Raw genomic sequence first — 12,127 nt, 5'->3', positions numbered from 1 at the left:
TGCCGGCGACTTGCGACCACAAGCCGCCGCTGTTGCAAACACCCGGGTCAGGGCGTCGGTATCGCGCTGGCGTCGCTGAGGTCGGTCTGGGTATTGGCCCCCTTGAGGATCAGTTGTGCCGCCTTTTCGGCAATCATCAACGTGGGTGAACAGGTATTGCCGGAGACGATCTGCGGCATGATCGAGGCGTCGGCCACGCGCAAGCCTGGGATGCCATGCACGCGCAGCTGGTTATCCACAACGTCGAGCGTGCCGCTGCCCATGCGGCAGGTGCCCACCGGGTGGAAGATGGTGGTGCCGATCTGAGCGGCGGCCTGGTGCAGATCTTCGTCGCTCTGCAGGGCAGGGCCTGGCAAGTACTCGCGAGGATCGAACGCCGCCAGGGCAGGGGCCTGGACGATGCGCCGGGTGAGGCGGATGGCCTCGGCGGCCACGCGCAGGTCCTCGGGGTCACTGAGGTAGTTGGGGTCGATCACCGGCGCGGCATTCATGTCCGCCGAGCGGATGTCGATGCGCCCACGGCTCGCCGGGCGCAGGTTGCACACCGAGGCAGTGAAGGCCGGGAAGCGGTGCAGCGGTTCGCCGAAACGGTCCAGCGACAACGGCTGCACGTGGTATTGCAGGTTGGCGGTTGCCTGCTCGGGGCCTGAACGGGCGAAGGCGCCCAGCTGGCTCGGCGCCATGGCCAACGGGCCGCTACGGTCGTAGGCGTAGCGCAGGCCCATGCCCAGCTTGCCCCACAGGCTGTTGGCCATCTGGTTGAGGGTGCGGGTGTTGCGAACTTGGTAAATCAGGCGCAATTGCAGGTGATCCTGCAGGTTGCCGCCAACCCCGGGCATCTCATGGCGAACTCCGATACCCAAGCCTTCGAGCAGCTTGCGCGGGCCGATGCCGGAGCGTTGCAGAATGCCGGGCGAGCCCACGGAGCCCGCGCACAGGACGATCTCGCGGCGAGCGGCGAACTCATGCCAAGCGCCTTGCCACAAGGCCTTCACCGCCCGGGCGCGGGTGTTGTCGAGCAGCACCTGGTCGACCTGTACGTCCGTCAACACTGTCAGGTTGGGGCGCTTGAGGATGGGCCTGAGAAACGCCTTGGCCGAGTTCCAGCGCACACCGCTGCGCTGATTGACCTGAAAGTATCCACAGCCGGCGTTGTCACCCGTATTGAAGTCGCCGACCTTGGCAATGCCACTCTGCTCGGCGGCATCGCGGAAGGCATCGAGGATCGGCCAGCTGTAGCGCTGCTGCTCGACCCGCCATTCCCCCTCGACGCCGTGGCTGTCGCTGGAGCCGGCGAAGTGGTTCTCGCTGGCCTTGAACAAGGGCAACACATCCTTCCACGCCCACCCGTCATTGCCTTGCTCGGCCCAGCGGTCGTAGTCGGCGGCCTGGCCACGCATGTAGATCATGCCGTTGATCGACGAGCAGCCGCCCAGCACCTTGCCCCGTGGATAACCCAGGCTGCGACCGTTCAGGCCGGGCTGGGCCTCGGTCTTCAGGCACCAGTCGGTGCGTGGGTTGCCGATGCAGTAGAGGTAACCGACGGGGATGTGAATCCAGGGATAGTTGTCGCGGCCACCCGCCTCGAGCAGCAATACGCGGCACGAAGGGTCGGCGGACAAGCGGTTGGCCAGCAGGCAACCGGCGGGACCGGCACCCACGACCACATAGTCGTAGACAGGATCGGCTGATGGCATGTGCAACCTCGCGCCTGATTATTATTCTTGTCCCGATCCATCTTATTGATTAATTTCGCCGAGGAAACACGAGATTTCGCGCAGCCGTTGTGCGTTTTAGCACAGCGCCATACCTGAGCCGGCCCCTTCGCGGGTAAACCCGCTCCCACAGGGTTATCGCTGAATTCAGGGTCGGCGGTGAGCCTGTGGGAGCGGGTTTACCCGCGAAAGGGCCAGCGCGAACAGCCAAAGGGACAAGCATGTTCGACTGGAACGATCTGCGGTTTTTCCTCGAGTTGCAGCGCAGCGGCCGCCTGCTAACCGCCGCCAAGCGCCTCAACACCACCCACAGCACCGTGGCCCGGCATATCGAGAGCATCGAAAAGCACCTGGGCACCGCACTGTTCGTCCAGCACGCCCAGGGCTACGAACTCACGCCCTCCGGCCAGGCCCTGCTCAAGCACGCCGAAGCCATGGAGAACGTCGCCCTGCTGGCGCAGGAAGAAATCACCCAGGCCATCACGCCGCTGGGCAAGATCCGCCTGGGGGTGACCGAAGGCATCGGCATCATGTTCTTCACCCCGCGCATGAAAGCCTTGTTCCAGCGCTACCCGGGGCTTGAAGTGGAGCTGGTGGCCGTGCCGCGTTTCGTCAGCATCCTCAACCGCGAAGCCGAGATCAGCATTCACCTGGAACGCCCCAACGCCGACCTGCTGATCACCCGCAAGCTCACCGACTACCGCCTGGCCCTTTACGCCAGCCAGGATTATCTGGACCGCGCACCGCCGCTGCACAGCCGCGAAGACCTGGCCCGGCACAGCTGGATCGGCTATGTCGACGACCTGCTGTTCAGCCAGGAGCTGCTGTTCCTCAACAGTTTCTGCCGGGCGCCCAACGTGGTGTTCCGCAGCACCAGCGTGATCGCCCAGCAGCAAGCCGCGCAGGCTGGGCTGGGTATTGCCGTGCTACCCAACTACATGGCTCGCCACGACTCCAAGCTGGTGCGTGTGCTGCCCAGCGAGACCATCCAGCGCAGCTACTGGATCTGCACCCGCCGCGAGCTGCACAAGTCGGTACGCCTGCGGGTGGTGTGGGACTACCTGCTGGCGCTGTGCACTGCCGAACAGGACGAGTTGCTAGCCGAGTAGCGCCTTGCCGGCCAGCAGTACCGCAGCGCTACAGCCCACCACGGCGAACAGCTGCTGCAGACGAGGGCCGGCCAGCTTGCTCGCCAATGGCCGCGCCAGCAAGAGACCCAGCACCGCCCCCACGGCGAACGGCGCCCCGACCCTCCAGTGCATCACCCCCGCCACGCTGGCGCTGACCACGCTGCCGGTGGACACCAGGGCGATCACCGCCAGCGAGGTGGCGACGATGCTTTTCATGTTCAGGTTGGTATAGCGGTTCAGTGCCGGGATGATCACGAAGCCACCACCGACACCCAGCAGGCCTGACAGCAACCCCGACAGCATCCCGGTGAATGCCAGCGCCCGGGCGCAGGGCAGGGTCCAGCGCAAGCGCCCCTGCAGCGGGTTAAGCACACAGGGCATGATCTCCCGCTCACCACAGGGTGACTCGCCACGCAGCTCACGCGCCGCCTTGCGCCAGATCCGCAGGCAGGCGTACACCAGCACCCCGGCGAACACCAAGGCCAACGGCGTATTGGGGACTCGGTGAGCGAGCATAAGCCCGAAGGGCGCACAGGCAATCCCGATCACCGCGATAAACAGGGCCGCCCGGTAGCGCACCAGCCCCTGGCGCAGGCCGAGCACCGCACCGACCGCAGCTGCCAGCCCCACCGCCAGCAGGCCGATCGGCGCCGCCTCGACCATGCTCAGCCCCAGGCCGAACACCAGTAGCGGCACCGCGAGGATGCCGCCGCCTGCGCCGGTCAGGGCCAGCACCGCGCCAATGATCGCGCCGAGCCCGGCGCCCAGCAGTTGCTGTTCGATCACTGCTGCGCCTCGACCACCAGAGGTTGCGGCCGGGCCAGCCACTCGCGGCCCTTGAGCATGGCCTTCCAGTACAGCGGCGGCAGGATCTGCGCCTTAAGCAACCAGGCCAGGCGGGTTGGCTTGCGGCCATCGAGCAGCCAGCGCGGGAAACTCGGCGCGACCTTGCCGCCATAGGTGAACTCGGCCAGGACGATCTTGCCGCGCTCGACCGTCAACGGGCAGGAGCCGTAGCCGTCGTACTGGGCCAGGGTCGACAGACGACCGAGTGCCACCAGCACATTGTTGGCCACCACCGGCGCCTGCTTGCGGGCGGCGGCGGCGGTCTTGGCGTTGCTGGTATTGGCCACGTCACCCAGCGCGTGGACATTGCCGAACTGGCGATGACGCAAGGTATGCGGGTCGACATCCACCCAGCCCGCCGCATCGGCCAGCGGGCTCTGGCGGATGAAGTCAGGCGCCACCTGGGGCGGCACCACATGCAGCATGTCAAAGGCCTCGACCCGGGTCTCGGTGCTGCCGTCGGGGAGGGTACGGATGAACGTGGCGCGCTTGTTCGGACCATCCACCGCCGTCAGGCGATGCTGATAGTTCAGGTCCACGCCGTACTTGTCGATGTAGCTCATCAGCGCCGGCACATAGTCCGGTACACCGAACAGCACCGCCCCGGCATTGAAGAAGCTGGCCCTGACATTGCCCAGGTGCCCATTGCGCAACCAGTGATCGCAGGACAGGTACAGCGCCTTCTGCGGCGCACCGGCGCATTTGATCGGCATCGGCGGCTGGGTGAAGAGGGCGCGCCCCTGCTTGAGGTTCTGCACCAGTTGCCAGGTGTAGGGTGCCAGGTCGTAGCGGTAGTTGGAGGTGACGCCGTTGCGTCCGAGGGTCTCGCTCAAACCCTCGATAGCGTTCCAGTCGAGTTTCAATCCCGGGCAGACCACCAGTTGCTCATAGCTGACCGCACGCCCGTCCTCGAGCACCACCAGCTGCCCCTGAGGGTCGAAGCCCTCCACCCGTGCCTTGATCCAGCGCACGCCACGGGGCAGGGTGGCCGCCATGGTCTGGGCGGTACTCGGCGCCTTGAACACACCGGCGCCGACCATGGTCCAGCCGGGCTGGTAATAGTGCACGTCGGCGGGGTCGATCAGGGCAATATCCAGCGACGGATCACGGGCGATCAGGCTGGAGGCGGTGGCGATACCGGCGGCACCGGCGCCGACGATCACCACCTTGTGGTGGTCGGCACGGGAGGAATCGGCAGGGGACAGGGCAGGCATGGCGGTGTTCCTTGGAAATCTCGTTATGGGTACGGCGTGGCTTACAGCTTGTTCAGCGGGATCTTCAGGTAGCTCACGCCGTTGGCTTCAGGTTCGGGGAATTGCCCGCTGCGCATGTTGATCTGCACCGACGGCAGGATCAGCACGGGCATGTCGAGGGTCTTGTCACGGGCTTCGCGCATCTCGACGAAGCTCTCTTCACTGACACCTTCGTGGATATGAATGTTGTCGGCGCGTTGCTCGGCCACGGTGGTGACGTAACACAACTCACGACCACCGGGCAGGTAGTCATGGCACATGAACAGCCGGGTCTGGTCGGGGAAGGCGAGCAGGCGACGGATCGACCGGTACAGGGTTCGCGCGCTGGCGCCCGGAAAATCGCAACGGGCGGTGCCGTAGTCGGGGGTGAACAAGGTGTCGCCGACGAACACGGCCTTCTCACCTGCGTCCTCGACTATATAGCTCATGCACGCCGGGGTATGCCCTGGGGTGTGCAGGGCACGGGCATGCAGGTTGCCGATGCGAAATCCTTCTTCATCTTCGAACAGGACGTCGAACTGGCTGCCGTCACGGGCAAAACCCGGCTCGGCGTTGAACAGGGTGCCGAAGACTTTCTGCACCTGGGTGATCTGCGCACCGATCGCGATGCTGCCGCCAAGCCGCTCCTTGAGGTAGGCCGCGGCGGACAGATGGTCTGCGTGCACGTGGGTATCCAGGATCCATTGCACCTTGGCATCCAGCGCCTCGACGCGAGCAATCAGCTTGTCCGCCGAATCGGTGCAGGTGCGCCCGGACTTGGGGTCATAGTCCAGCACGCTGTCGATCAGCGCGCATTGGCGCGTCTCGCTATCCATGACCAGGTAGCTGATGGTCCAGGTCGCCTTGTCGAAGAATGCTTCGACGTGAAGGTTGTTGCCGATGATCATTGCACTCTCCAGTTATCCCAGGCCTCCTAGAAGGCATAGGCAGTGGAGGGTGCTTTATCAAGATACATGCCAGCCTTTCAGATAGGACGCCGCCCCCTTGTAGGAGCGGCCTTGTGCCGCGATGGGCTGCGCAGCAGCCCCATTCCAACCAACCAAAGGTGACAGTTCCTGGCAGTCGACTGTCAGCCAATGGCAGTGTTTGGCAGTCCTTGCTACCCTCGCCAGGTCCTTCATCTGGTGCTGTCATGCTAGCCGCTTCCCATCCCGCGATCCTCGCGCTGGTGTCCTACCTCGAACACGATGTCCTGCCCAGTATCGTGTTGGACACCGACTACAACATCCTGGCTGCCAACGCGGCGTACCGTCGCCAGTTCGGCAACGAGGAGCACGCGCCGATCGGCGAAAAATGCCACCGGGTCTCGCACCACTATGCCGTGCCCTGCGACCAGGCCGGGGAACATTGCCCGCTGCGCAAGTCGCTGGACAGCAAGGTGCCGGAGCGCGTGCTGCACATCCATCACACCCCGCGAGGGCCGGAACATGTGGATGTAGAGTTGCGCCCGATCCTCGATCACGAGGGCAGGGTCGTGGCCTTCGTCGAACGCCTGACCAGCGTCACCCTGGCATCGGCACAACCTCAACAACAAGGACTGGTTGGCCGGGCGCCAGCTTTCAAGACCGCCGTGGCCAGTTTGCAACGTGCAGCCCCTGCGCAGATTCCGGTACTGCTCCAGGGCGAGTCGGGCACGGGCAAGGAGCTGTTCGCCCGCGCCTTGCACCTGGGCAGCCCCCGAGCCAATGGTCCCCTGGTGGTGGTGGACTGTACCGGGCTGACCGAGTCGTTGTTCGAGAGTGAACTGTTCGGCTATGAGAAGGGCGCCTTCACCGGTGCGACCCAACGCAAGATCGGCCTGGCCGAAGCCGCTCACGGTGGCACCCTGTTCCTCGATGAGATCGGTGAAGTACCGCTGGCGATGCAGGTGAAGCTGCTGCGCCTGATCGAGTCCGGCAGCTTCCGCCCGGTCGGCAGCACGCGCACGGTCCATTCGGACTTTCGCCTGGTCTCGGCCACGCACAAGCCATTGAAAGAGATGGCCGCCGAAGGGACGTTCCGCGAAGACCTGTATTACCGCATCAGCGGATTCCCGATTCGCCTGCCATCACTGCGTGAGCGGGTCGAGGATTTGCCGTTGCTCTGTGAGAGTCTGCTGCAACGCATGGCCGGCAAGCACTCGCCCAAGGTTACCGCCGAAACACTCTCGTGCCTCAACCTGCATACCTTCCCAGGCAACATTCGTGAGCTCAGGAACATCCTGGAACGGGCCAGGCTGTTTGCCGATGACGGTTTCATTCGTCCGGAACATCTGCCCGAAGACATCCATCCGATGTCAGATCAGGGCCACTTGCGCAGTCGGGGGCGCAAAGAAATGGCCGACCTGGCGCACGCCCTGGAAACCTTCAAAGGATCACGCAACGAACTGGCAGCACATCTGGGCATGAGTGAACGCACGCTGTATCGGCGACTCAAAACCCTCGGGCTGTAAATGTTCCACGTGAAACATCCCGAGGATTTGAGTCGTTACCTGCTGTCAGCGGGTCGCGGCGCCCTCGGCTTCGAGTAGCAAACGCGCATAGTGCTGCAGGTCGACGTTACCGCCGGTGAGGATGACCCCGACTCGCTTGCCCCGCAGCCGTTCGCGCAGCTTCACTACCGCTGCTGCCGCCAGGCAGCCGGTGGGCTCGACCAACAGGTTCATGCGCTCAGCCAGAAAACCCATGGCCTGCAGCAACTCCGCGTCCGATACCGTGACCATGTCGCTCACCAGCTGCTGGATCAATGGAAAGGTGATCGTCCCCAGCGACTGCGACTGCGCGCCGTCGGCCAGGGTCGCTGGCGTGTCGATGCTCACCAGTTTGCCGGTGCGGAAGGACTGCTGACCGTCGTTGCCGGCCTCGGGTTCGACCCCGATCACTTCGCAGTCGGGGCTGCGTAAATGCGCCGCCAGGGCACAGCCGGAAATCAGCCCACCGCCGCCCACCGGTACCAGCAATACGTCCAGCGGGCCAGTCTCCTCGAACAGCTCGAGCGCCGCGGTGCCTTGCCCGGCGATCACATCCGGGTGATCGAACGGAGGGATCAGCGTGTAACCGTGATCCAACTGCAACTGACGGGCGATGGCGAGACGGTCTTCGCGGTAGCGGTCATAGGCGACCACAGTGGCACCGTAGCCTTCGGTGGCTGCCCGTTTTGCCGCAGGGGCGTCGGCGGGCATCACGATCACCGCCGGCATACCCAGCTCCCGGGCGGCGAGGGCGACGCCCTGGGCGTGGTTGCCAGACGAATAAGCGACCACTCCGCGCTGCCGGCTGGCCGGATCGAGCCGCATCAGCGCATTGAGCGCGCCACGAATCTTGAAGGCGCCCATGCGCTGAAACTGTTCGCACTTGAAGAAGACCTGCGCATCAACCCGGGCGTCGAGGGTGGAGGAGGTGAACACAGGAGTACGGTGGACATGGCCTTGCAGGCGATCGGCTGCGGCTTGCACGTCCTGGACTGTAGGTAGCGATTGTTCGGTCATGGCGATTCCTTGGCACGAAGACACGCACGGCAGCCAGATTAGCTGCCGTGCGCGTGTTTTACGAGAGGCTGTGCCTCGCGTCTCGCTGATCAGTGGGTCGAAGCCGCCACCAACTGGTTGAGGTGACTGACACCGCCCATCAGGGTGCCGCCCCGGGTTTCAAAACCGACCATCCCTTTCCAGCCGGTGTACTGCATCGCGTCGACCAATGCCGGGAAATTGAGGGTGCCGCGGCCCAGCGCGCTGGCGAGTTTCGACCCGGGCGCGGCAGCCTGATCGACACGCTGCTCGACGCAGGTCATCTGGTCTCGTTCAGCTGCCGGGAAGGGGTGTGCGGCTCCTGCGAAACCAGTGTGCTGGAAGGCACGCCCGACCACCGCGACTTCGTGCTCAGCCCTCACGAGCAGGAAGCAGGGAAGACGATGATGATCTGCGTGTCGGGTTGCAAGTCGCCTCGCCTGGTGCTGGACCTGTAAAGACCGCCGGTAATCGCAAGCGGTGCCGGCCATTCATGAGCAGGGCAACTATCTGTTACAGTCCGTCGAATCTATGTGGTGTTCCCCAGGAGATGTACAAGGATGTCGCTTCACGAATGGTTCGGTTTTGTCGTCGTCGCCATGCTGGTTACCCTGACCCCAGGTCCCGGGGTCATCATGGCGCTGTCCAACTCGGTGGCCTACGGACCGCGACGGGCGATGCTCGGCTCGATCGGCAACGCCTTCGGCTTGCTGGCAATCTCGGCCGCCACCAGTGCCGGGTTGGGGGTGGTGCTACAGGCGTCCGCCACCGCCTTACTGCTACTCAAGGTGCTCGGCGCGAGCTACCTGATCTACCTGGGCGTCAAGCAGTGGAGGAGCCGCACCAGCGCCTTCGACAAACTCGACCAGCCGGCCGGGCGCGCCTCCACCAATAACAGGCTGATGCTCAACGGCGTGACGGTGGCGCTGACCAACCCCAAGGCGATCCTGTTCTTCGCAGCGTTCCTGCCGCAGTTCATCCGTCCGGGCAGTGATTCGACCGTGCAGTTGGGCATTCTCGTGCTGACCTTCGCGGCCTGCTCGATCGTCTCCCACGCCTTCTATGTGACCCTGGCCCAGGTGCTGCGTCGCAAGCTCGCCTCGCCGAACCGTGCGAGGTTGATGAACCGGCTGTTCGGCGCCTCGTTCGTGGCGCTGGGAGCGAGCCTGTTCACCGTTCAGGCGAAAGTTGCCTGAATATCAGTCATACCTGCTGATTCAAAAAAAAGCCAATACTCGCGTATTGGCTTTTTTCTTTTGCGTGTCCGACCGAAAGATCAGAAGTCCAGGTTGGACACCGACAGCGCGTTGCTTTCAATGAAGTCGCGACGCGGTTCGACCGCATCACCCATCAGGGTGTTGAACAGCTGATCGGCGGCGATGGCGTCCTCGATGGTCACCTTGAGCATGCGGCGCACGGTCGGATCCATGGTGGTTTCCCACAGCTGGTCCGGGTTCATCTCACCCAGCCCTTTGTATCGCTGGATGGTATGGCGCTTGGTGCTTTCGTTCATCAGCCAGTCGAGGGCTTCCTTGAACTCGGTAACTGCCTTGCGACGTTCGCCACGCTGAACATAGGCGCCGTCGCCCAGCAAGGTACCCAGCTTTTCACCCAGGGCAACGACAGTCTTGTAGTCATTGCTGCCGAAGAAGTCACGGTTGAAGGTGACATAGCTGGCCAAACCATGGGATGTCGTTTCAACGACAGGCAGCCAAAGGTTGCGCTCCTTGTCCTCATGCAAGTCGGCTTTATAAACCAGACCGGAGCGCTGGCTGTTATCCAGGCGCTGCTGGAACGCCTTCAGCCAATCGTCCATCTGCGCCTTGTTGGCCAGTTGCTCGAGAGAAACCTTATTCAGGTAGATGAAGTGCTCGGTCAGCTCTTCCGGGTACAGACGCGACAGACGCTTCAACGTCTTCATCACACCGCGGAATTCATTTACCAGGGCTTGCAGCTGAACACCGGAGACGGCTGGCGCAGCTTCGTCCAGATGCAGGCTGGCATCCTCAAGGGCCGACTGGGTCATGTATTCTTCCATGGCCTCGTCGTCCTTGATGTACTGCTCCTGCTTGCCTTTCTTCACCTTGTACAGCGGTGGCTGGGCGATATAGATGTAGCCACGCTCGACCAGCTCCGGCAATTGACGGAAGAAGAAGGTCAGCAGCAGGGTACGGATGTGCGAACCGTCGACGTCAGCATCGGTCATGATGATGATGTTGTGATAACGCAGCTTGTCGATGTTGTACTCTTCGCGGCCGATGCCACAACCCAGTGCGGTGATCAGCGTGCCGACCTCCTGGGAAGAGATCATCTTGTCGAAGCGCGCTTTCTCGACGTTGAGGATCTTGCCCTTGAGCGGCAGGATCGCCTGGGTGCGACGGTTACGGCCTTGCTTGGCCGAACCACCTGCGGAGTCACCCTCCACCAGGTACAGTTCGGAAAGGGCAGGGTCCTTCTCCTGGCAGTCGGCCAGTTTGCCCGGCAGGCCAGCGATGTCCAGCGCGCCTTTGCGGCGAGTCATCTCACGGGCCTTACGCGCCGCTTCACGGGCACGGGCAGCGTCGATCATCTTGCCGACCACCGCCTTGGCTTCGTTGGGGTTCTCCAACAGGAAGTCGGCGAAGTACTTGTTCATCTCCTGTTCCACGGCGGTCTTCACCTCCGAGGAAACCAGCTTGTCCTTGGTCTGCGAGCTGAACTTCGGATCCGGCACCTTGACCGAGATGATCGCGGTCAGACCTTCACGGGCGTCGTCACCGGTGGTGGCGACCTTGTTCTTCTTCGCCAGACCTTCCTGCTCGATGTAGCTGTTCAGGCTACGGGTCAGCGAGGAACGGAAACCGACCAGGTGGGTACCACCATCGCGCTGGGGAATGTTGTTGGTGAAGCACAGCAGGTTTTCGTTGAAGCTGTCGTTCCACTGCAGGGCGACTTCGACACCCACGCCATCGTCACGCTGGACGTTGAAGTGGAAGACCTGGGAATTGACCGGGGTCTTGTTGGTGTTCAGGTATTCAACGAATGCGCGCAGGCCGCCTTCGTACTTGAAGAACTCTTCCTTGCCGCTGCGCTCGTCCTTCAGCAGGATGCCAACACCCGAGTTCAGGAACGACAGCTCGCGGATACGCTTGGCGAGAATGTCCCAGCTGAAGTGGATGTTCTTGAAGGTTTCAGCCGAGGGCTTGAAGTGGATGTGGGTACCGGTGGTTTCGCTTTCACCGACGACCGCCATGGGTGCCTGTGGCACACCATGGACGTAGGTCTGTTCCCAGATCTTGCCGCTACGACGAACGGTGAGCACCAGTTGCTCGGACAGGGCGTTCACCACCGAAACACCTACGCCGTGCAGACCGCCGGATACCTTGTAGGAGTTGTCGTCGAACTTACCGCCGGCGTGCAGGACGGTCATGATGACCTCGGCTGCGGAAACGCCTTCTTCTTTATGCACGTCGACTGGAATGCCACGGCCGTTGTCACGGACGCTGATGGATTCGTCCGGGTGAATGATGACGGTGATGTCATCGCAGTGACCGGCCAGGGCTTCGTCGATCGAGTTGTCGACCACCTCGAACACCATGTGGTGCAGGCCGCTGCCGTCATCGGTGTCGCCAATGTACATGCCGGGACGCTTGCGTACGGCATCCAGCCCTTTCAGCACCTTGATGCTGGAGGAGTCGTACGTTTGATTTTCGCTCATGC

10 protein-coding genes and 1 pseudogene are annotated in these 12,127 nt (G+C 63.0%); 4 read left to right on the top strand and 7 right to left on the bottom strand.

What is annotated here, in order from left to right:
• Window positions 1–47 precede the first annotated feature (47 nt).
• Window positions 48–1,697: a GMC family oxidoreductase gene (locus LU671_RS08845; RefSeq protein ID WP_232855439.1), complete on the bottom strand. Its 1,650-nt coding sequence runs from the start codon at window positions 1,695–1,697 to the stop codon at window positions 48–50.
• A 239-nt stretch (window positions 1,698–1,936) separates the two neighbouring features.
• Between LU671_RS08845 and LU671_RS08840 the strand changes: the two genes are divergently transcribed.
• Window positions 1,937–2,824 (top strand): LysR family transcriptional regulator, encoded by an 888-nt coding sequence (locus tag LU671_RS08840; RefSeq protein ID WP_232855438.1) that lies wholly within the window; start codon window positions 1,937–1,939, stop codon window positions 2,822–2,824.
• On the opposite strand, the gene LU671_RS08835 is transcribed toward LU671_RS08840, so the two are convergent.
• From LU671_RS08835 to LU671_RS08825, 3 genes are read right to left on the bottom strand one after another with little or no spacing between them, the layout of a single operon-like run.
• Window positions 2,813–3,631 (bottom strand): sulfite exporter TauE/SafE family protein, encoded by an 819-nt coding sequence (locus LU671_RS08835; RefSeq protein ID WP_203649233.1) that lies wholly within the window; start codon window positions 3,629–3,631, stop codon window positions 2,813–2,815. The genes LU671_RS08840 and LU671_RS08835 overlap by 12 nt on opposite strands.
• The gene (locus tag LU671_RS08830) at window positions 3,628–4,905 is read right to left on the bottom strand and encodes an NAD(P)/FAD-dependent oxidoreductase (RefSeq protein ID WP_203649235.1); all 1,278 of its coding nucleotides are present in this window, start codon (window positions 4,903–4,905) and stop codon (window positions 3,628–3,630) included. Before LU671_RS08830 ends, LU671_RS08835 begins: the two co-directional genes overlap by 4 nt.
• Before the next feature lie 41 nt (window positions 4,906–4,946).
• Entirely contained in the window at window positions 4,947–5,831 is an 885-nt protein-coding gene (locus LU671_RS08825; RefSeq protein WP_232855437.1) for an MBL fold metallo-hydrolase, read from the bottom strand.
• A gap of 245 nt (window positions 5,832–6,076) precedes the next feature.
• Here LU671_RS08825 and LU671_RS08820 point away from each other — a divergent pair, with 245 nt between their 5' ends.
• Complete coding sequence (locus LU671_RS08820) at window positions 6,077–7,375, top strand: sigma-54 interaction domain-containing protein (protein WP_232855436.1); 1,299 nt, start codon at window positions 6,077–6,079, stop codon at window positions 7,373–7,375.
• Window positions 7,376–7,420: 45 nt separating this feature from the next.
• Here LU671_RS08820 and LU671_RS08815 read toward each other — a convergent pair whose 3' ends face one another.
• A complete protein-coding gene (locus tag LU671_RS08815) occupies window positions 7,421–8,410 on the bottom strand; it encodes a threo-3-hydroxy-L-aspartate ammonia-lyase (RefSeq protein ID WP_203649241.1) in 990 nt (329 codons plus the stop codon).
• Between the two features lie 89 nt (window positions 8,411–8,499).
• Window positions 8,500–8,712, bottom strand: a complete 213-nt coding sequence (locus LU671_RS08810) for a hypothetical protein (RefSeq protein WP_232855501.1) — start codon at window positions 8,710–8,712, stop codon at window positions 8,500–8,502.
• Between LU671_RS08810 and LU671_RS08805 the strand changes: the two are divergent.
• Both LU671_RS08805 and LU671_RS08800 read left to right on the top strand, forming a co-directional pair.
• Window positions 8,668–8,886 (top strand): annotated as a pseudogene (locus LU671_RS08805) (2Fe-2S iron-sulfur cluster-binding protein); the annotation flags it as partial. The gene LU671_RS08810 and the pseudogene LU671_RS08805 sit on opposite strands and share 45 nt — an antisense overlap.
• Window positions 8,887–8,988: 102 nt before the next feature.
• Window positions 8,989–9,624: a LysE family translocator gene (locus LU671_RS08800; RefSeq protein ID WP_232855435.1), complete on the top strand. Its 636-nt coding sequence runs from the start codon at window positions 8,989–8,991 to the stop codon at window positions 9,622–9,624.
• A gap of 80 nt (window positions 9,625–9,704) precedes the next feature.
• Here the strand turns inward: LU671_RS08800 and gyrB are convergent, their stop codons facing one another.
• On the bottom strand, window positions 9,705–12,125 hold the full coding sequence (gyrB, locus tag LU671_RS08795) for a DNA topoisomerase (ATP-hydrolyzing) subunit B (protein WP_232855434.1): 2,421 nt from the start codon (window positions 12,123–12,125) through the stop codon (window positions 9,705–9,707).
• Between the last annotated feature and the right edge of the window lie 2 nt (window positions 12,126–12,127).

Source organism: Pseudomonas sp. NMI760_13 (genome assembly GCF_021283245.1).
GTDB lineage: Bacteria > Pseudomonadota > Gammaproteobacteria > Pseudomonadales > Pseudomonadaceae > Aquipseudomonas > Aquipseudomonas peradeniyensis.
Note: the sequence above shows the minus strand (reverse complement) of the source record. Positions and strands in the feature narration are given on the sequence as shown.